Source organism: Pantoea vagans (assembly GCF_004792415.1).
Lineage (GTDB): Bacteria > Pseudomonadota > Gammaproteobacteria > Enterobacterales > Enterobacteriaceae > Pantoea > Pantoea vagans.
In genome coordinates, this window is record NZ_CP038853.1 from 3,413,675 (window position 1) to 3,432,517 (window position 18,843).

15 protein-coding genes and 1 other annotated feature are annotated in these 18,843 nt (G+C 58.2%); of the genes, 6 read left to right on the forward strand and 9 right to left on the reverse strand.

The features are described from left to right. Nucleotides 1-57 precede the first annotated feature (57 nt). The 5 genes from thrC to EGO56_RS16150 form a co-directional block, all read right to left on the reverse strand. Nucleotides 58-1,341 carry a threonine synthase gene (gene thrC / locus EGO56_RS16130; protein WP_033731486.1) on the reverse strand — a complete coding sequence of 428 codons (1,284 nt, stop codon included), beginning with the start codon at nucleotides 1,339-1,341 and terminating at the stop codon, nucleotides 58-60. 3 nt (nucleotides 1,342-1,344) lie between these two features. Further along, the gene (gene thrB, locus EGO56_RS16135) at nucleotides 1,345-2,274 is read right to left on the reverse strand and encodes a homoserine kinase (protein ID WP_013356712.1); all 930 of its coding nucleotides are present in this window, start codon (nucleotides 2,272-2,274) and stop codon (nucleotides 1,345-1,347) included. A 2-nt stretch (nucleotides 2,275-2,276) separates the two neighbouring features. Next, on the reverse strand, nucleotides 2,277-4,739 hold the full coding sequence (gene thrA / locus EGO56_RS16140) for a bifunctional aspartate kinase/homoserine dehydrogenase I (RefSeq protein WP_135910157.1): 2,463 nt from the start codon (nucleotides 4,737-4,739) through the stop codon (nucleotides 2,277-2,279). Nucleotides 4,740-4,765: 26 nt separating this feature from the next. Then, nucleotides 4,766-4,884, reverse strand: a sequence feature (Thr leader region). Further along, a complete protein-coding gene (thrL, locus tag EGO56_RS16145; RefSeq protein ID WP_071822204.1) occupies nucleotides 4,823-4,891 on the reverse strand; it encodes a thr operon leader peptide in 69 nt (22 codons plus the stop codon). It overlaps the preceding feature by 62 nt. A 188-nt stretch (nucleotides 4,892-5,079) precedes the next feature. Next, nucleotides 5,080-5,784 (reverse strand): tRNA/rRNA methyltransferase, encoded by a 705-nt coding sequence (locus EGO56_RS16150; RefSeq protein ID WP_033781810.1) that lies wholly within the window; start codon nucleotides 5,782-5,784, stop codon nucleotides 5,080-5,082. A 609-nt stretch (nucleotides 5,785-6,393) separates the two neighbouring features. On the opposite strand from EGO56_RS16150, the gene arcA reads away from it, so the two are divergent. Beyond that, a complete protein-coding gene (gene arcA / locus EGO56_RS16155) occupies nucleotides 6,394-7,110 on the forward strand; it encodes a two-component system response regulator ArcA (RefSeq protein WP_010253677.1) in 717 nt (238 codons plus the stop codon). A 71-nt stretch (nucleotides 7,111-7,181) separates the two neighbouring features. On the opposite strand, the gene creA is transcribed toward arcA, so the two are convergent. Beyond that, complete coding sequence (gene creA / locus EGO56_RS16160; RefSeq protein ID WP_033731476.1) at nucleotides 7,182-7,655, reverse strand: protein CreA; 474 nt, start codon at nucleotides 7,653-7,655, stop codon at nucleotides 7,182-7,184. A 194-nt stretch (nucleotides 7,656-7,849) separates the two neighbouring features. Between creA and robA the strand changes: the two genes are divergently transcribed. After that, nucleotides 7,850-8,731 carry an MDR efflux pump AcrAB transcriptional activator RobA gene (robA, locus tag EGO56_RS16165; protein ID WP_135910159.1) on the forward strand — a complete coding sequence of 294 codons (882 nt, stop codon included), beginning with the start codon at nucleotides 7,850-7,852 and terminating at the stop codon, nucleotides 8,729-8,731. Between the two features lie 39 nt (nucleotides 8,732-8,770). Here robA and gpmB read toward each other — a convergent pair whose 3' ends face one another. After that, nucleotides 8,771-9,418, reverse strand: coding sequence for a 2,3-diphosphoglycerate-dependent phosphoglycerate mutase GpmB (gene gpmB, locus EGO56_RS16170; protein ID WP_013356707.1), 648 nt, complete (start codon nucleotides 9,416-9,418; stop codon nucleotides 8,771-8,773). 204 nt (nucleotides 9,419-9,622) lie between these two features. Here gpmB and yjjX point away from each other — a divergent pair, with 204 nt between their 5' ends. Continuing rightward, complete coding sequence (yjjX, locus tag EGO56_RS16175; RefSeq protein WP_013356706.1) at nucleotides 9,623-10,141, forward strand: inosine/xanthosine triphosphatase; 519 nt, start codon at nucleotides 9,623-9,625, stop codon at nucleotides 10,139-10,141. Here yjjX and trpR read toward each other — a convergent pair whose 3' ends face one another. Together trpR and sltY are read right to left on the reverse strand one after the other, a co-directional pair. Then, nucleotides 10,142-10,462: a trp operon repressor gene (trpR, locus tag EGO56_RS16180; protein ID WP_135910161.1), complete on the reverse strand. Its 321-nt coding sequence runs from the start codon at nucleotides 10,460-10,462 to the stop codon at nucleotides 10,142-10,144. Nucleotides 10,463-10,507: 45 nt separating this feature from the next. After that, on the reverse strand, nucleotides 10,508-12,427 hold the full coding sequence (gene sltY / locus EGO56_RS16185) for a murein transglycosylase (protein ID WP_135910163.1): 1,920 nt from the start codon (nucleotides 12,425-12,427) through the stop codon (nucleotides 10,508-10,510). A 271-nt stretch (nucleotides 12,428-12,698) separates the two neighbouring features. Between sltY and atzF the strand changes: the two genes are divergently transcribed. From atzF to EGO56_RS16200, 3 genes are read left to right on the forward strand one after another with little or no spacing between them, the layout of a single operon-like run. Continuing rightward, the gene (gene atzF / locus EGO56_RS16190; RefSeq protein ID WP_135910165.1) at nucleotides 12,699-14,495 is read left to right on the forward strand and encodes an allophanate hydrolase; all 1,797 of its coding nucleotides are present in this window, start codon (nucleotides 12,699-12,701) and stop codon (nucleotides 14,493-14,495) included. A 2-nt stretch (nucleotides 14,496-14,497) separates the two neighbouring features. Further along, nucleotides 14,498-18,115, forward strand: a complete 3,618-nt coding sequence (gene uca / locus EGO56_RS16195; RefSeq protein ID WP_135910167.1) for an urea carboxylase — start codon at nucleotides 14,498-14,500, stop codon at nucleotides 18,113-18,115. Between the two features lie 9 nt (nucleotides 18,116-18,124). Then, complete coding sequence (locus tag EGO56_RS16200) at nucleotides 18,125-18,826, forward strand: GntR family transcriptional regulator (RefSeq protein ID WP_135910169.1); 702 nt, start codon at nucleotides 18,125-18,127, stop codon at nucleotides 18,824-18,826. The last annotated feature ends 17 nt before the right edge of the window (nucleotides 18,827-18,843 follow it).

Here is an 18,843-nt window from a genome sequence, read left to right on the forward strand (position 1 = left end):
GCGCGAAATGTACTCTCTGCAAATGGGCTTCCCGTCACCGGGAAGCCATTCACAGTACTACTTCAGCAGGAACGCACGCAGTGAGGCGAAGTCCGCCTTCATCTCGTGCGACAGCAGCGGCAGATCGGCACGCTCCGCTAACTCTGGCGGCAGCGTCAGGGTCTGTTCAAGGATCGCTTCCACGCTTTCGCGGAATTTCGCAGGGTGCGCGGTCCCAAGGAACACACCATATTCCCCTTCCTGCAGCTGATCGCGCAGCAGACGCCAGGCGATGGCAGCATGCGGCTCAGAAACATAGCCAATTTCAGCCAGTTCACGCATTGCGGCGCGCGTGGTCTCATCAGAGACCGCACCACAGGCGAGATCGGTTAAGCGCCAGGTTTTACGGCGGAACAGCTCTTCCACACGCGGCCAGTTGTTCGGCTGGCTGACGTCCATCGCATTCGACAGTGTAGAGACCGTCAGGTTAGGCTGCCATTCGCCGTTGCCCAGGAAGCGCGGCACCGTGTCATTGGCGTTGGTGGCGGCGATAAAGCGCTTGATCGGCAGGCCCAGCGATTTCGCCAGCAGACCGGCGGTCAAATCACCAAAGTTGCCGCTCGGCACGGAGACCACCAGCTGATTACGTTTTTCCTGCGGCAGCTGCGCGACCGCTTCAAAGTAGTAGCAGATTTGCGCCAGCAGGCGGCTGATGTTGATAGAGTTCGCCGAGTTCAGACCAATCGTCTTTTTCAGCTCTTCATCATCAAATGCCTGTTTCACCAGCGACTGGCAGGCATCGAAATCGCCGTCGATAGCGATAGTTTCAATGTTGCCGCCCAGGGTGCAGAAGAGTTTCTCCTGCAGCGGACTGATTTTGCCCTGCGGATAGAGGATCACCACACGCACGTTCTTCATGCCGTAGAACGCGTGCGCCACGGCCGCACCGGTATCACCGGAGGTGGCGGTCAGAATAGTGATCTGCTCATCTGAGCCTGAGACATACGACAGCATCTGCGCCATGAAACGGCCGCCGAAGTCTTTAAACGCCAGCGTCGGACCGTGGAACAGCTCCAGACAGGCGATATCTTCGCTGACGGCTTTCACCGGGGCCGGAAAAGCAAAAGCGGCTTTAACACGCTCATGCAGCTGATGGGCCGGAATCTCGTCGCCAATGAAAGCCGAGAGAATTTTGCTGCTGCGGCTGACAAAATCCATCTCCAGCATCGCGTCGATGTCGGTCAGTTCAAACTCTGGCAGTTCCAGCGGAAAGAACAAACCCTGCTGCGATCCCAGACCCTGTTTCACCGCCTGGGCGAAGCTGACCTGCTCGTTGTGATCCTTAAGATTGTAGAGTTTCATGCGTTATCCCAATTGTCGTGCGCCAGCCGTGTCGAGACGGCAGATATGGACGAAGCCTTCATCATTCTGCAGATAGTGCTGGCTCAGCCAGTCAGCCATCCGCTGTGCCGTTTCCATCTGATTGCAAACGGCGAAAAGTGTCGGACCAGAGCCGGAGATGCCGCACGCCAGTGCGCCAATCTCTTTCGCGGCCTGCCGCGCCTCGGCGAAGCCTGGCAGCAGCCGGGTCCGGTAAGGTTCGGCAATCACATCCTGCATAAGTTTAGCTGCCAGCTGCGGCTGACGCGTATGGCAGGCGTGAATGAAGCCGGCCAGCAGGCGGCCATGCTTAATACAGTCCTCTTTGCGGTACTGCGCCGGTAAAATGGCGCGCGCTTCGGCAGTCGACACTTTAATGCCCGGATAGGCCATCACCCACAGCCAGTCGTCAAAGCCCGGCACCGCCTGGCTGATGATGTCATTTTCCTGCAGCATCAGCTGAATGCCGCCGAGGAAGCAGGGAGCGACATTATCATAATGTACGCTGCCGGAGATCCGCCCTTCCAGCTCACCCATCAGCGTCAGTAGCGTGCTGTCGCTGAGTGGCTTGCCGCAGAACTCATTCATCGCCATTAAACCGGCCACTACCGAGCAGGCGCTGGATCCCAGACCGGAGCCGATGGGCATATTCTTCTCCAGGGTCATCGCCACCGGGATCTCTTTGCCAATCGCCTCGCAGAAACGCTGCCAGCACTGATAAACGATATTCTCTTTAGGATCGGCAGGCAGCTTACTGACAAAACGTCCGGCGTTGGTCAGTGAAAACTGCTCTGCCGCTTCAACGGAGACGCAGTCACCCAGCAGGGAGCCATCTACCGGCGAAACCGCCGCGCCCAGCACATCGAAGCCGACGCTGACGTTACCAATCGAGGCAGGTGCGTAAATTTTTACCATGATTAAACTCCCAACTTCCATGACAGCGTGCGCAGCAGATCGGCAAAGACACCGGCCGCTGTGACATCATTTCCTGCACCGTATCCGCGCAGCACCAGCGGAATCGGCTGATAGTAGCGGCTGTAAAACGCCAGGGCGTTTTCGCCGTTTTTCACTTTATAGAGCGGATCGTTGCCGTCAACGGCGTCGATCTTCACTTTGCAGACACCGCCCTCTTCAATCACGCCCACGTAGCGCAGGACTTTGCCCTCATTCTGCGCCTGTGCAACGCGGTCGGCAAAGGCGTTATCCAGCTCAGGCAGACGCTGCATAAACTGCTCCACATCCTGAATGTCGACCAGGCTGGCGGGCAGCAGCGGCTCAATCTCAATATCACTCAGCTCCAGCTGATGGCCTGCTTCGCGTGCCAGAATCAGCAGCTTACGCGCCACATCGGTGCCAGCGAGATCGTCACGCGGATCGGGCTCGGTAAAGCCCATCTCACACGCCATGTTCGTTGCCTGCGACAGCGAAACCCCTTCATCCAGCTTGCCGAAGATGAACGACAGCGATCCCGAAAGGATACCGGAGAAGCGCAGCAGTTCATCACCCGCGTTCATCAGGTTCTGCAGGTTTTCGATCACCGGCAGCCCGGCCCCGACGTTGGTATCATAAAGGAATTTACGACGCGATTTGGCGGCGGCGGCGCGCATCTGCTGATAGTAATTCCAGGAGGAGGTGTTGGCCTTTTTGTTCGGCGTCACCACGTGGAAGCCCTCGCTGAGGAAATCCGCGTACTGATCGGCAACGGCCTGGCTGGAGGTACAATCCACAATGACCGGATTAAGCAGGTGATACTCTTTCACCAGGCGGGTCAGGCGTCCGAGATTGAACGGCTCTTTCGCTTCGGCGAGTGCCGCCTGCCAGTTGCTTAAATCAATGCCGTGGACGTTTGTTAACAGCGCATGCGAGTTCGCAATGCCGCAGACCCGCAGGTCAATATGCTTCTGCTTCAGCCACGCCTGCTGGCGATGTAACTGATCCAGCAGCGCTCCGCCGACACCGCCGACACCGACCACAAACACTTCGATCACCTGATCGGTGGCGAACAGCATCTGATGCACCACGCGCACGCCGGTGATCACTTCATCATTATTTACCACCACCGAGATAGAGCGCTCCGAGGAGCCCTGTGCGATCGCCACGATATTGATATTGGCGCGTGCCAGCGCCGAGAAGAATTTCGCTGAGATGCCACGCAGGGTACGCATGCCATCGCCCACCACCGAAATCACCGCCAGGTTTTCAATGATATCCAGCGGATCCAGCAGGCCATCTTTCAGCTCAAGATAGAACTCTTCTTCCAGCACGTGACGCGCCCGCGCCAGCTCGCTCTGCGGCACGCAGAAACTGATGCTGTATTCGGAAGAGGATTGAGTGATCAGCACCACCGAGATACCGGTGCGCGACATCGCCGCGAAGACTCTGGCCGCCATCCCGACCATCCCTTTCATGCCGGGACCGGAGACGTTGACCATCGCCATATTATTCAGGTTGGTGATGCCTTTAACCGGGCTCTCATCCTGTTCGCCTTCGGCACCAATCAGCGTGCCGGGCGCCTGCGGATTGGCGGTGTTTTTGATCAGGCACGGGATCTGGAACTGGGCAATCGGCGCGATGGTGCGGGGATGCAGCACCTTGGCACCGAAATAGGAGAGCTCCATCGCCTCCTGATAGGACATTGACTTCAGCAGGCGTGCATCCGGCACCTGACGCGGATCGCAGGTATAGACGCCATCCACATCGGTCCAGATTTCGCAGCAGTCGGCGCGCAGACAGGCGGCCAGCACAGCTGCTGAATAATCGGAGCCATTACGGCCCAGCACTACCAGCTCGCCGCGCTCGTTACCGGCGGTAAAGCCAGCCATCAGGATCATGTTCTGCGGCGGGATTTGACTCGCTTCAATACGGCGGGTTGATTCAGGGATATCGACAGTGGATTCGAGGTAGTGGCCGACCGCCAGCAATTTCTCGACCGGATCAATCACGCTGACCTCATGACCGCGCGCCTGCAGCAGCGCTTCCATGATTGCAATCGAGAGTTTTTCACCACGACAGATAATCGCTGCGTTGACGCTGTCCGGGCACTGGCCCAGCAGGCTGATGCCGTGCAGTACCTGCTTCAGCTGCGCAAACTCCAGGTCAACGCGGGTTTTCAGTCGATCGAACTCAAAGCCCGGCTGCGCGGCTGCGAGCCCCTGCAGCAGCTCGCTGAAGATGCGTTCGGCGTCGCTGATATTCGGCAAAGCGTCCTGACCACTGATGGTTTTTTCAATCATCGCCACCAGATGGTTGGTGATCTTCGCAGGTGCAGAGAGCACGGTTGCAACCTGTCCTTGTTGCGCATTGCTTTCCAGAATGTCAGCGACGCGAAGGAAACGCTCCGCATTCGCTACCGAGGTCCCGCCGAATTTCAGCACTCGCATAATATTAACTCTCCTGAATTTAAGCCGAAAAAAAAGCCCGCACTGTTTAGGTGCGGGCTTGTTTTCTGTTTTTCCTGTATGCGTCAGCCCGCACCGTTACCTGAGGTAATGGTGGTGGTAATAATTGTGGTGTTCAGGCTGATTTTACGCATTTAGATTTATTTTCTGTCTGTTTTTGTCTGTCCGTCTTGCTTCCAGAAGTAAAGCAAAGCGCACATTATGTCAACCCGATTTGTCCGGCGGACAGTTTTCCACCACTGCGCACAGCCTCCGATCAAACCGTAAAACGCTGCTCGATCGTTTGCAATGCAGACATTCCCTGCGATCTGTTGCTGTAAAATCAACTTTTTGCCGAGGATTTATCTGTGAGTTTTTTTTCAATATCGTGCAGCAGACGATGCAGCATCGCGCTGTCACGCTGTTCCAGCAGACCCACCCGCTGATCGATCCAGTCTGAGAGTTTCTCATCATCACTGACGTCGAGCTGCGCCAGCAGCTGATGGAAACGCTGACGCAGCGCCTGCAGCTGCTGCCCGTCGGCGGCTGACGCGACCGGCGCTTCAACCTGATTCAGCTTCGACAGCTGATAGCAGTAGACCATCACCGCCTGACCGAGATTCAGTGAGGGATAGTCATTTGCCATCGGGATGCCGGTGAGCAGATCGACCTGCTCCAGCTCCTCGTTGGTCAGCCCGCTATCTTCGCGGCCAAACACCAGCGCCATGCTGTTGACCCACTGACGCTTTTCCAGCAGTTGCGTTTCAACCTGTTCGGGTGTGGCGTAGTAACGGAACTTTGCCCGGCTGCGCGCCGTCGTCGCGACCGAAAAATCGATATCTGCTAAAGCCTCGGCCAGGGTAGCAAAGGTCTGAACATTATCGAGGATCTCACCCGCGCCATGGGCTACCCGGCGCGCTGCCGGATCCTGCCAGGCGTCGCTGGCAACGATGCGCAGCTGGCTGAATCCCATGGTTTTCATGGCACGCGCCGCAGCGCCGATATTTTCTGGCCGCGCGGGCGAGACGAGAATCAGGGGAAAAAGCATATTTATTCCATTGGTCCATTTACATAACGCCATATTAACATGGCTGTTAATGATTCAGTTGTCAGAAGGTAATAAGAAAATCGGGTGTTAACAATGTTAAAACCAGTGAAAAGTGATGTCCTGAATATTTTTATCGCCGAAACCAGCCTTATTAAAGAAAGCATTATTAATCTATTTAACTTCAAAGAGATAGAATGTGATTACCCACTAGTTTCATTTTGGGTCACAAGCGCAATAAATGTAACGAAAATGATGCTTTTTGTGAGCTAAACAGGCAATCTGCGAGAAGTTTTTCACAAAAGTGTTAACGTGCTACAATTGCATTTGATATAAGTCAACGAAGCGTTGTTTTTATGCTTATCGGTTGTAGTTGGTGCTGTTAGGTTGCTGTTAATACAGTTAGGATATGCGCCATTATCATTAACGCCCGGGGCATGCAATTTTCATCCTGACTGGCTGAGCTAAACCTGTTGTTGACGTTGATAGATGGCTTATCAAAATATGATTTCGTACAACGGTTCAGCGCGGCCCGCCGCTCTCGATGATGGAGAACGCCATACCGCTGTACGCCCTGTTTTCAATTTGTTGGCAAATTTTAGGTAGCTAAACATGCAGACCCCGCACATTCTTATCGTTGAAGACGAACTGGTCACGCGTAATACCCTCAAGAGCATTTTTGAGGCGGAAGGTTATGTGGTGTACGAGGCGACTGATGGTGCTGAAATGCATCAGGTGCTGACCGACAATGATGTTAACCTGGTTATTATGGACATCAACCTGCCCGGTAAAAACGGCCTGCTGCTGGCCCGTGAACTGCGTGAGCAGGCCAATGTCGCCCTGATGTTCCTGACCGGCCGTGACAACGAAGTCGATAAAATTCTTGGTCTGGAAATTGGCGCCGATGACTACATCACCAAACCGTTTAATCCGCGTGAGCTGACCATTCGTGCCCGCAACCTGCTGTCACGCACCATGAACCTGGCGATGCCAGGCGAAGAGCGCCGTCAGGTAGAGAGTTATAAATTTAACGGTTGGGAGCTGGATATCAACAGCCGCTCACTGATCAACCCGAACGGCGAGCACTACAAATTGCCACGCAGTGAGTTCCGCGCCATGCTGCACTTCTGCGAAAATCCAGGCAAAATTCAGACCCGTGCCGATCTGCTGAAAAAAATGACCGGCCGCGACCTTAAGCCGCACGATCGCACCGTTGATGTCACCATCCGTCGTATCCGCAAGCATTTCGAATCCACGCCGGACACGCCTGAGATCATCGCCACCATCCATGGTGAAGGTTATCGCTTCTGTGGCGATCTGCAGGATTAATCCACTGTCAGATGCGATAAATAAAAAACGCCCCTGCGGGCGTTTTTTTTATGCTCAATACCGCAGTTTAATCAGTGCCACGGCATAATCGGCACGGCGCTGAGCGCATTTTTCGGTGAACCATCGACCACTTTATCGGAGTAGGTCAGATAGACCAGAGCATTGCGCTTTTTGTCGAAGAAGCGTACAACCTGCAGCTTCTTGAAGATTAAAGAGGTGCGCTGGCGGAAGACCACTTCGCCCTCCGCTTTGCCCTGCGCAATTTTATCACTCAGTTCGACCGGACCTACCTGCTGACAGGAAATCGCGGCATCAGAGGTATCTTCTGCCAGCCCCAGTCCGCCTTTAATGCCGCCGGTCTTCGCCCGGCTGATATAACAGGTTACATTTTTAACGTCCGGGTCATCGAATGCTTCAACAATGATCTTGTGGTCAGGCCCGAATATCTTGAATACCGTATCAACAGAGCCAATCTGTTCGGCAAGCAGCGGGCTGGAAAAGGTGAGCGTGGTCAGCGCAGCGATCATAAGACGCGTTATTGTCATGGAGTTACCATTGCAAATGGAATAGATGAGAATGTAATGTACTGTTAATCGAACTAATGACCAAACCAAAACGGGTTTAAGCCCGTACTGATTTAGCACAACCTTCCCCGGAAAACGGCCCACGTCTTTTGAGCAATGAGTGCTAATATTCTTCGAATGCGTTTAGCTGCACCACCAGAGTATGAGGATGTTTTATGGACCAAGCCGGTATCATTCGCGATTTGCTTGTCTGGCTGGAGAGCCATCTGGATCAACCCCTTTCACTGGACAATGTTGCCCAGAAAGCCGGTTACTCTAAATGGCATTTACAAAGGATGTTCAAGGACGTAACCGGTCACGCAATAGGTGCCTATATCCGTGCGCGTCGTCTGTCGAAAGCTGCTGTCGCGCTGCGCCTGACCAGTCGCCCGATTCTGGACATCGCCCTGCAGTATCGTTTTGATTCACAGCAGACTTTTACTCGCGCATTCAAAAAGCAGTTTGCTCAGACACCGGCCTGGTATCGTCGCTCTTCTGACTGGAACTCATTCGGTATTCGTCCCCCGATTCGCCTGGACGATGAGACGCAGCCGGAACCAGCTTTCGTTACCCTGCCGGAAACGGTACTGGTGGGACAAACCCAGAACTACACCTGTATTCTGGAGCAGATATCCAGCTATCGCGACGAGATGCGGATTCACTTCTGGAAGCAGTTCCTGCTGGAAACGGACACGGTTCCGCCGGTGCTGTATGGCCTGCATCAGGTGCGTGCCAGCCAGGATAAAGATGATGAGCAGGAGATTCTCTACACCACGGCGGTGCCTGCTGACAGCGCGGTCAACCTGCACTCCGGACAGAGTGTTATTCTGGAAGCGGGCGATTACGTGCAGTTCACCTACAACGGCCCGCGCGTCAATCTGCAGGAATTTATCCTGCTGCTTTACGGCACCTGCATGCCAACGCTGGGACTGACCCGTCGTCAGGGACAGGACATCGAACGCTTTTATACCGATGGTGGTAAAAAGCGCGCTGAGCCACCGACTGAGATCCGGTGCGAATACCTGATTCCGATTCGCCGCCAGACCGTCGCCAGCTAAGGTCAGGGCTGCCGTCTGTGGACGGCAGCTTTCACGACATCAGCGTTGCAGCTCGTCGAGCGCAGGCGCGTCAAGATGGGAAATATCCCCTGCCGTCTCCACAATCCACCCTTCTGCCAGCCAGGCACTCTGCTGATAATCGACACGTGAGATTGAGCAGTTACGCAGTCGCAGGCGACGTTCCGCATACGCGGGCAGACCGAGAATCGTGCTGACCAGCGATCCCAGCGCCATACCGTGACTGACCAGCAGGGGACGGCTTCCGGCAGGCAGTTCAAGGCAGGCATTCAGCGCGGCGTGCATGCGCGTTGCCATCTCCGTCATCGACTCGCCTTCTGGAATACGACCGCCTTCGGTGCCGTTGACCAGCGTGGCGCGCCACTGCTCTTCCTCCGCCGTTAAGCCATCCAGCGGACGCTTCTCCAGCACGCCCATATTCAGCTCACGCAGCCGCGGATCCAGCGTCACTGTGCATCCGCAGGCATCCGCAATAATTTCCGCGGTGCGGCGCGTACGCCCCAGATCGCTGGCAATCACGTGCGTGATGCCCAGATGCTTCACGCGCTCACCCACCTGATAAGCCTGTTGCTCACCTTTTTCCGTCAGCGGACTGTCGGATTGCCCCTGAATGCGGCGTTCCGCATTCCATACCGTTTCACCGTGACGAACAAGATAGACCTGTAGCATGTTAGTTTCCGTTATACTGCGACAAAAATCGTCTCAGAGCCTGCCCCATCAGGCGTCATTGTTGCAGGCAGTCTGGACACGGAGCGTGCGGAATAACCCGGCGTACACGGAGTACGCGAGGATCGTGGCACTGCTCAGGTTCAGACCAGCCCGTAAAATTGCCTGATGGGCCAGGCTCTTAATCACCTGAGGGTTCAACCAATTATGTACCATGTTGTCGCAGCCACAACCAACCCAGCGAAGATTCACGCGATTGCTCAGGCTTTCAGCGACGTTTTCGGCGAGGGATCCTGCCATATTGAAGGGGTCGAGGTCGATAGCGGCGTAGCAGCACAACCGTTAACCCATCTGGAAACGCGAACAGGCGCACGTCAGCGCGTCATGAATGCCCGCCAGGTCCGGCCTGAAGCGGCGTTCTGGGTGGCGATTGAGGCAGGCATCGAAGATGACACCGCATTTGCCTGGATGGTCGTGGAAAACCAGAAGCAGCGCGGCGAATCGCGCTCAGCCAGTTTTACCCTGCCGCCAGTCGTGCTGGCGGGCCTGCGCGAAGGCCGCGAACTGGGCGAAGAGATGGCGCGGTTAACCGGCATCGACAATATCAAACACCAGGGTGGTGCTATCGGGGCGTTCACGAACGGCCTGCTCAGCCGCTCCAGTGTCTATCATCAGGCACTGATTCTGGCACTCTGCCCATTCGTCCATCCGCTCTATCAGCAGTAATCAGACGCGTCCCAGATGCGCTTCCAGCCAGCGTTTCAGCTCTGGCGGCGCCTCTTTCAGGCTGTTAGAGCCGCGGGTAATGGTCGCGATGCCGACGCCGAGCTCATTTTTCAGCTCACGCTGGCTCATTTCGCCGTTCATCAACTCTTCGATAATCCGCAGTCGGGTGCCGAATGCTTCCCGCTCATCAGGCGTCATCATCAGTTGCATCAGTGGCAATGCATGACCATCGGCAAAGGCCTGCTGCATCAGCACGACAAAGCGTTGCCAGCTATCTTCTGGCGGATGCGCATCGGTAGAGGGGGAATCAGAATGGGTCATGAAGAGGCTTCCGTACTCGCTAAAGAGTACGGAAGCTTAGCACAGCTAGTAACGGCGATTCCACTCAGCATCTGACAGGATCCAGTCAGGCTTGCCCATGAAGTGACGATAGTAGGCGTCATACGCCAGCACATTCTTCACGTAGCCGCGCGTTTCAGAGAACGGAATGGTCTCAATAAACGCGACGGCGTCGAGATTGCCTGCACTGGTTTTCTGCCAGCTTCGCACCCGGCCCGGACCGGCATTATAGGCCGCAGAGGCGAAGATCCGGTTCTGGTTAAACTGCTGATAGACATATTCCAGATACTGCGTGCCGATCTGGATATTGGTTTCCGGATCCAGCAGCTGGCTGGTATTGCTGTAGCCAGGAATGTTGTACATCTTCACGGTATGCGCCGCGGTGGCAGGCATAATCTGCATCAGACCACTGGCCCCGACCGGCGAACGCGCTTTCGGGTTCCAGGCACTTTCCTGACGCGAAATCGCCATCGCATAGCTCGGTGGGATCTGTTTGACCTCAGTGTTACGCTCATAGACGCTCTGCCACGCCAGCGGGAAGCGCTCTTTCAGGCTGTCCCACATTTTGGCGGTGATGGTCGCCTGCACGCTGAGATCCCACCAGTCCTGCTCATTAGCGTAACGCGCCAGCATCTGCTGCTGCGAGTGGGTGCGGCTGGCAATCAGATTGCTCCACTCGCTGCGTGCCAGATTATCCAGCCCCCAGTACATCAGTTCGCGTACGCGGGCCAGCTCCGGTCCCTGCACCGTGGCACTGTCAGGCTTCGGCGCTTCATCGACCTGCAACGGGTAGTCAACACCGAGCCGCTGGGCAGCCACCATCGGATAGAAGCCACGTGCCTGCATCAGCTTGCGCAGGATCTCTTCTGCTTCCTCTTTACGATCTTTCTCAAACAGCAGGTCAGCCTGCCAGTACTGCCACTCATCTTTCTCTTTGGCTTCCAGCGGCAGACGGGCGATCCAGGTATTCAGGCCGCGTCGATCATGCTGAGAAAGCGCCAGGCGCACCCGGCGTTCCACCAGCGCGGTCGACTCACTGTTCATCACCACCGCATCGCGCCAGCGCGCCTGCTCAGAGGTGAGATCGCTGCCCATCATGCGCCAGACCACAATCTCCTTCAGCGCCTGCTCATCTTCCGGCCCCATCTTCTGTGCCCGGACCAGAATCGGAATCAGGCTGCGGGCATTTTCCATGTCCTGCCGCGCCACGCGCGTAAAGGCGTAAATCGTGGCCTGACGGGTAAAGTCGGTTGGCCCGACGGCGCTGGCAAAGGTGCTGACCGTTAACGGATCATGCTGCAGGGACTGTATCGCGTCAGACATGGTCTGATAGTCAGCAGGTAACGTTTTCGCCAGATAACTCACCAGGCTGTCGTTGCCCGCTTTCATCGCCAGCCGGATACGTTCCAGGATGGTAATCGGCGAAACCTGACCGGACGCCTGCCATACTGAGAAGAGCTTATCGCAGTCCGCGGGCAGCGCCGTGCCGCGCAGCCAGATCTGCTTCGCGCCATCAAACGCGGCCTGCTGCTGACCGGTGGCCCATTTGGCGTAATACCAGTTACAGCGTGCCTGCACTGGCTTCGGTTCGGTCGGACTGAAGTTCAGCACGCCCTGCCAGTCCTGACGGTAAGCCAGCACATTAATAAAGCGGGTACTGAGCGAGCGCGCGGGTGGCAGCGTCGGATACTGGCGAATAAAGTTCTGTACGGCCAGCGCGGTTTCCTGATCGAGATCCTGTGCCAGCAGGCGATATTGCAGATAAGGATAGAGCGGATAATCCTGGAGCGTCGGCAACAGCTGATCGACGGTCGCCATCTGGTTGCTGTCCCAGGCCTGTTTAATTTGTTGATAACGTTGCCGTTGTTGATCCAGCGAATCGGCCCATGCGCTGCTGGCCGAACCGACCAGGCAGATCCCTATCATCCAGTTACGCCACTTCACCACGTAAATCTCCTCTGTTGCTGGGCGCCGGCGAGTTGCCAGACAGTCTTTCATGCTAACCGGGCCACCGGACTCTTGCCATGTTCTTCACAAAATTTACGCACACGGACACTAAACGCACCGTCATCGATCAGCGTGCGCGCCGTCATTGTGCAAATTATCATCAGAAAATCTTATCACTGAACGCATTAAACTGTTGAATCATTGCGTTAAAAAAGTGGCACACCCTTTGCTCTGTTGAATCCCATCTTGTATACCAGCTGGAATTCTTCATATGACTTCAACCATCGGCCTGACACTTCCCGCCTGGCAGCAGCGCTATCAGCAGGCTCCGCAACAGATAACCTCACTGCTGACTGCACACCTGGCAGCAATCGACACCCGTGATAATGCCTGGATCTATCTCGCGACACCGGATCAGTTAGCGGCACAAATTGCGCCACTGCTGGCGGATTATCAGCGCGATCCCGGCTCGCTGCCGCTGTTTGGTGTGCCCTTTGCGGTCAAAGACAACATTGATGTGGCAGGCTGGCCGACCAGCGCCGCCTGCCCTGCCTTTACCTATACCGCCAGCGAAGACGCGGTCGCCGTCGCCCGGCTGAAAGCCGCTGGTGCCGTCGTCATCGGCAAAACCAACCTCGATCAGTTCGCGACCGGTCTGGTGGGCACCCGTTCGCCTTATGGCGCGGTCAGCAACACCTTTGATGCTGATTATGTCAGTGGTGGCTCCAGCTCCGGCTCGGCATCCGTGCTGGCGCGCGGGCTGGTTGCCTTTTCGCTGGGCACCGATACCGCCGGTTCGGGCCGCGTGCCGGCGGGCTTTAACAATATAGTCGGACTCAAGCCGACCAAGGGCTGGTTCTCTGCGCGTGGCGTTGTGCCCGCCTGTCGCCTCAACGACACTATTTCGGTGTTTGCGCTGACGGCAGAAGATGCGTTTAGCGTCGCCAGCGTCATGGGTGGCTATGATGCCAGTGACGCCTATTCGCGCGTGAATCCGCGCACCGCCCCGGCCAGCCTGCCCGTTCATCCCCATTTTGCTATACCTTTGAACCCGGAATTTTTTGATGATGCGGCGGCCGAAGCAGCCTGGGATCAGGCGCTGGAGGCATTGCAGACGGGCGGCGCAACGCTGCACCCCATCGACTTCACCCCGTTCAGCAAGCTGGCTGAACAGCTCTATTACGGTGCCTGGGTCGCCGAACGCACGGCGGCGGTGGGCGGGATGCTCGATCGTCCGGCAGAGATGGACCCGGTGGTGCATGAGATCGTCGCCAGCGGCCTGAAATACAGCGCGGTCGATGCTTATAAGGCGGAATATCTGCGGGCGGAGCTGACGCGTCAGATCCAGCAGACGCTGGCACAGTTCGACGCGCTGGTGGTGCCCACCTCGCCCACCATCCATACCCTGGAGGAGATGAAGCAGGAGCCGATTCTCTACAACTCGCATTTCGGCACCTATACCAACTTCACCAATCTTGCCGACCTCTCTGCACTGGCGCTGCCCGGCCCGTTCCGCAACGACGATCTCCCGGCGGGTATCACGCTGATTGCGCCTGCCTGGCACGATCGGGCGCTGGCGGAGTTTGGTCTTCGCTGGCAGCAGCAGCTCGCTCTGCCGCTGGGCGCCACCGGCCAGCCCTTCCCGGCCCGGCGCACTGCGCTGCCCGCCTCACCCGCCCACGTCCGGCTGGCGGTCGTGGGCGCGCATCTGACCGGCATGCCGCTTAATTTCCAGCTCACTGAACGCAAGGCCGTCTGGGTCGAAGAGACGCAGACCGCGCCCCACTATCGCCTCTTCGCCCTGCTGGAGGGCGCGATCAAAAAGCCCGGCCTGATGCGTGACGAACAGGGCGCTGCGATCACCGTTGAACTGTGGGATATCCCGGTCGCGCGTTTTGGCGAGTTTGTGGCGGAGATCCCCGCACCGCTGGGTATCGGCAGCCTGACGCTGGCTGATGGCCGGGTGGTGAAAGGCTTTATCTGCGAAGGCTCGGCGCTGAAGAGCGCGCTGGAGATTACTGAAACGGGCGGCTGGCGCAACTGGCTGGCATCACAGGGGAGTCACTGATCATGTTCACCACCGTACTGATTGCCAACCGCGGCGAAATTGCCTGCCGCGCCATCCGCACGCTGAAGCGCCTCGGCGTGAAAAGCGTCGCAGTTTACTCTGACGCCGATCGCAATGCGCAGCACGTTAAGCAGGCCGATATCGCTATCGCGCTGGGCGGCGACAAAGCCAGCGACAGCTATCTGCGCATCGACAAAATTCTGGCGGCGGCGCAGCAGAGCGGCGCGCAGGCGATCTGGCCAGGCTACGGTTTTCTTTCTGAAAGCCAGCCGTTTGCTGACGCCTGCGACGCGGCGGGCATCGCCTTTGTCGGCCCCACCGCGCAGCAGATTGGTGAGTTCGGCCTGAAACACCGCGCCCGTGAGCTGGCTGCCAGCGCGGGTGTCCCGATGACGCCAGGCACACCGCTGCTCGGCTCGCTGGAGGAGGCGTTACAGGCTGCCGAAAAGATTGGCTATCCGGTGATGCTGAAAAGCACGGCGGGCGGCGGCGGCATTGGCCTGACGCGCTGCGCCGATGCCGGGGCGCTCGCCAGTGCCTGGGAGAGCGTGCGCCGTCTGGGCGAGCTGTTCTTCAGTGATGCGGGCGTGTTTCTGGAGCGCTGTATCGATCGCGCCCGCCACGTTGAAGTGCAGATTTTTGGTGACGGCAAAGGCACCGTGGTGGCGCTGGGGGAACGCGACTGCTCCCTGCAGCGCCGCAATCAGAAGGTGGTGGAAGAGACGCCTGCACCCGGGCTGTCGCAGGCGACGCGTGACGCCCTGCTCTCCTCAGCGGTACGGCTGGGTGAGCTGGTCAACTACCGCAGCGCAGGCACCGTGGAGTATATCTACGACGTCAGCCAGCAGGCCTTTTACTTTCTGGAAGTGAACACCCGTCTGCAGGTGGAGCATCCGGTCACCGAATGCGTCACCGGACTCGATCTGGTCGAATGCATGTTGCAGGTAGCGGCGGGCGATGCGGTGGACTGGTCACGTCTGCAGCAGCCACCCAAGGGCGCGGCCATTGAGGTGCGGCTCTACGCGGAAGATCCGCTGAAGAACTTTCAGCCCAGCCCTGGCCTGCTCACCGGCGTCACCTTCCCTGACGGCGTGCGTGTCGACAGCGGCATCGAAACCGGCAGTGAGGTCTCCAGCTTCTACGATCCGATGATCGCCAAGCTGATTGTCCATGCCGACACCCGCGATGCGGCGCTGGAAAAACTGCACCAGGCGCTGGATGCCACGCAGCTGCATGGCATCGCCACTAACCTCGACTATCTGCGCCAGATTACCAGCAGCGACGCCTTTCGCAGCGGCAACGTCTGGACGCGCTACCTCGACAGCGTCGTCCCGGCTGCCTCCGTAGTGGAAGTACTGCAGCCCGGCACCTTCAGTTCGGTTCAGGACTATCCTGGCCGCCTCGGCTACTGGGATATTGGTGTGCCGCCTTCCGGCCCGATGGATGACTTCGCGTTCCGGCTGGCTAACCGCATCGTCGGTAACCATGATACGGCTGCGGGCCTGGAGTTTACTTTGCAGGGGCCGACACTGCGCTTCCACTGTGATGCCATTCTGGCGCTGACCGGCGCGGACTGCGACGCCACGCTTGATGGTGAACCGGTCAGCACCTGGCAGCCGCTGGCGGTGAAAGCCGGACAGACACTGAAACTGGGACGCGCCCGGCAGGGCTGCCGCAGCTATCTGGCGGTGCGCAACGGCTTCGACGTGCCGGAGTATCTGGGCAGTCGCAGCACCTTCTCACTGGGCCAGTTTGGCGGTCACGCCGGACGCACCCTGCGGGTGGCCGATATGCTGCCGATCTCACAGCCTGAACGGGCAGCCTGCACCACGCCTGCCCCGGTCAGCGACCCGCAGCCGCTGGATGCCGCGCTGATCCCGCATTACGGCAGCGAATGGCGCATCGGCGTGCTCTATGGCCCGCACGGCGCACCGGACTTCTTCACCCAGGCCGCCATCGATGAGTTCTTTGCCAGCGACTGGCAGGTGCACTACAACTCCAATCGCCTCGGCGTGCGGCTGGTTGGCCCGAAACCGACCTGGACCCGCGCCAACGGCGGCGAAGCGGGCCTGCATCCTTCCAACGTTCACGACTGTGAATATGCCATTGGCGCGGTCAATTTCACTGGTGACTTCCCGGTGATCCTGACGCACGACGGCCCGAGCCTGGGCGGCTTTGTCTGTCCGGTGACCATCGCTAAAGCCGAGCTGTGGAAAGTAGGCCAGGTCAAACCTGGCGACACCATCCGCTTCCACCCGATTACCGCAGACGATGCGCTGGCGCGGGAAAAAGCGCAGATGCATCTGATTGAAACCCTGCGGCCGGAACATCCACCGACCTTTGCCGTGCCGTCGCTGGCCGAAACCGCCCACGGCTCCGCCACCATTCTGGCCGCCATTGAGGCCACCGGCAGCACGCCGAAAGTGGTCTATCGCCAGGCGGGAGACAAATATGTGCTGATTGAGTATGGCGACAACGTGCTGGATCTGGCACTGCGCCTGCGCGTCCACCTGCTGATGAATGCCCTGACGGCGCAGGCGGAGCCAGGCGTGGAGGAGCTGTCGCCAGGCGTGCGATCGCTGCAGGTGCGCTACGACAGCCGCATTATTCACCAGTCCGCACTGATGTCGCTGCTGCTGGCGCTGGAAGCGACACTGGGCGATGTCAGCACGCTGAAAGTCCCGTCGCGCGTGGTGTGGATGCCGATGGCATTTGAAGACAGCGCCACGCTGGGTGCGGTCAGCCGCTATCAGGAGACGGTGCGTGCCAGCGCGCCCTGGCTGCCGAACAATGTGGACTTCATCCAGCGCATTAACGGCTTAAGCAGCCGCGAGCAGGTGCGCGATACCCTGTTCGACGCCAGCTATCTGGTGCTCGGCCTGGGCGACGTCTACCTCGGCGCACCCTGTGCCGTGCCGATCGATCCACGCCATCGCCTGCTGAGTTCTAAATACAGTCCGGCACGCACCTTTACCGCCGAAGGCACCGTCGGCATCGGCGGCATGTACATGTGCATCTACGGCATGGATTCCCCCGGCGGTTATCAGCTGGTGGGCCGTACGCTGCCTATCTGGAACAACTTCCTGAAAAACGCACAGTTCGCGCCCGATGCGCCGTGGCTGCTGCGCTTCTTCGATCAGGTGCGCTTCTATCCGGTGAGTGAAACCGAGCTGAACCAGCTGCGCGAAGATTTTCGGGAAGGCCGCGCCAGCCTGCGTATTGAAGAGACGCAGTTTGATTTTGCTGCCCACCAGCAGTTCCTCGCCGATCACGCCACTGAGATTGCCGCGTTCCGCCAGCGCCAGGCCACCGCCTTTGAAAAGGAAGTGCAGCTCTGGGCGCAGGAAGAACAGAACGCACCAGAGGCGGATGAGGCGCAAGCCATCGTCAGCGCGGAGGAGGAAGCCGGGCTGGCGGTGCAGGCGGATCTCAATGGCAACATCTGGAAAGTGCTGGTACAGCCGGGCGATGAGGTCAGCGCCGGACAGACGCTGATCATCGTCGAGGCGATGAAGATGGAGCTGGCGATTGTCGCGCCGCAGGCCGGTCGGGTCACGCGGATTGCCTGCCAGGCAGGCCGCCCGGTCAGCCCTGGCGATAACCTGCTGTGGCTGGAATAAGGAGCGCCGATGACAACCCAACCTCAATCCCCTAAAGCGCGCCCGGAAGCGCTGGCAGAACGGGTCTATCAGGCGCTGAAGGCCGATATTTTCGCCTTTCGGCTGATGCCGGGCGATCGTTTCAGCGAAAGCGAAATCGCCGGACGGATGGCGGTCAGCCGCACGCCGGTGCGCCAGGCACTGTTCCGGCTGGAGCGCGAAGGCTTTGTCGAAGTCTGGTTCCGCAGCGGCTGGCAGATCAAAAACTTCGATTTTGCCTTGTTCGAATCGCTGTATGACCTGCGCACCGTGCTGGAGTGCGAGGCGGTAAAACGCCTCTGCGCCCTGCCCGCGCCGCAGTGTGCCGCGCTGTTAAGCGAACTGAACCAGTTCTGGTGTGAGGCAGAGGCACTCACCGAGGGCCTGGTAGTGTCGCAGCATGACGAGGCATTTCACATGACGCTGGTCGCGGCAGCGGGCAATCCGGAGATGGCGCGCATTCACGCCGAACTCACGGAGAAGATCCGCATTATCCGTCGGCTCGACTTCACCCGCGATGACCGCGTCTGGGCCACTTATCAGGAGCATGCACAGATTTTACAGGCGATTTTTCAGCAGCAGACAGGCGAGGCACAACGCATCCTGACCGATCACATCGCCGTCAGTAAAGCGGAGGTCAGGAAGATCACCCTGCACCGCCTGCAGCAGGCCCGGCTCCAGCTCACCGAATAACATAACAACCACTCAGG

Bases quoted from the DNA above. Each gene is read 5' to 3' on its own strand.
- trpR (WP_135910161.1), bottom strand. From the start codon at position 10,462: ATGACCCATTCTGATTCCCCCTCTACCGATGCGCATCCGCCAGAAGAT.
- atzF (WP_135910165.1), top strand. From the start codon at position 12,699: ATGACTTCAACCATCGGCCTGACACTTCCCGCCTGGCAGCAGCGCTAT.
- EGO56_RS16200 (WP_135910169.1), top strand. From the start codon at position 18,125: ATGACAACCCAACCTCAATCCCCTAAAGCGCGCCCGGAAGCGCTGGCA.
- arcA (WP_010253677.1), top strand. From the start codon at position 6,394: ATGCAGACCCCGCACATTCTTATCGTTGAAGACGAACTGGTCACGCGT.
- robA (WP_135910159.1), top strand. From the start codon at position 7,850: ATGGACCAAGCCGGTATCATTCGCGATTTGCTTGTCTGGCTGGAGAGC.
- thrB (WP_013356712.1), bottom strand. From the start codon at position 2,274: ATGGTAAAAATTTACGCACCTGCCTCGATTGGTAACGTCAGCGTCGGC.
- thrA (WP_135910157.1), bottom strand. From the start codon at position 4,739: ATGCGAGTGCTGAAATTCGGCGGGACCTCGGTAGCGAATGCGGAGCGT.
- thrC (WP_033731486.1), bottom strand. From the start codon at position 1,341: ATGAAACTCTACAATCTTAAGGATCACAACGAGCAGGTCAGCTTCGCC.
- uca (WP_135910167.1), top strand. From the start codon at position 14,498: ATGTTCACCACCGTACTGATTGCCAACCGCGGCGAAATTGCCTGCCGC.
- EGO56_RS16150 (WP_033781810.1), bottom strand. From the start codon at position 5,784: ATGCTTTTTCCCCTGATTCTCGTCTCGCCCGCGCGGCCAGAAAATATC.
- creA (WP_033731476.1), bottom strand. From the start codon at position 7,655: ATGACAATAACGCGTCTTATGATCGCTGCGCTGACCACGCTCACCTTT.
- gpmB (WP_013356707.1), bottom strand. From the start codon at position 9,418: ATGCTACAGGTCTATCTTGTTCGTCACGGTGAAACGGTATGGAATGCG.
- yjjX (WP_013356706.1), top strand. From the start codon at position 9,623: ATGTACCATGTTGTCGCAGCCACAACCAACCCAGCGAAGATTCACGCG.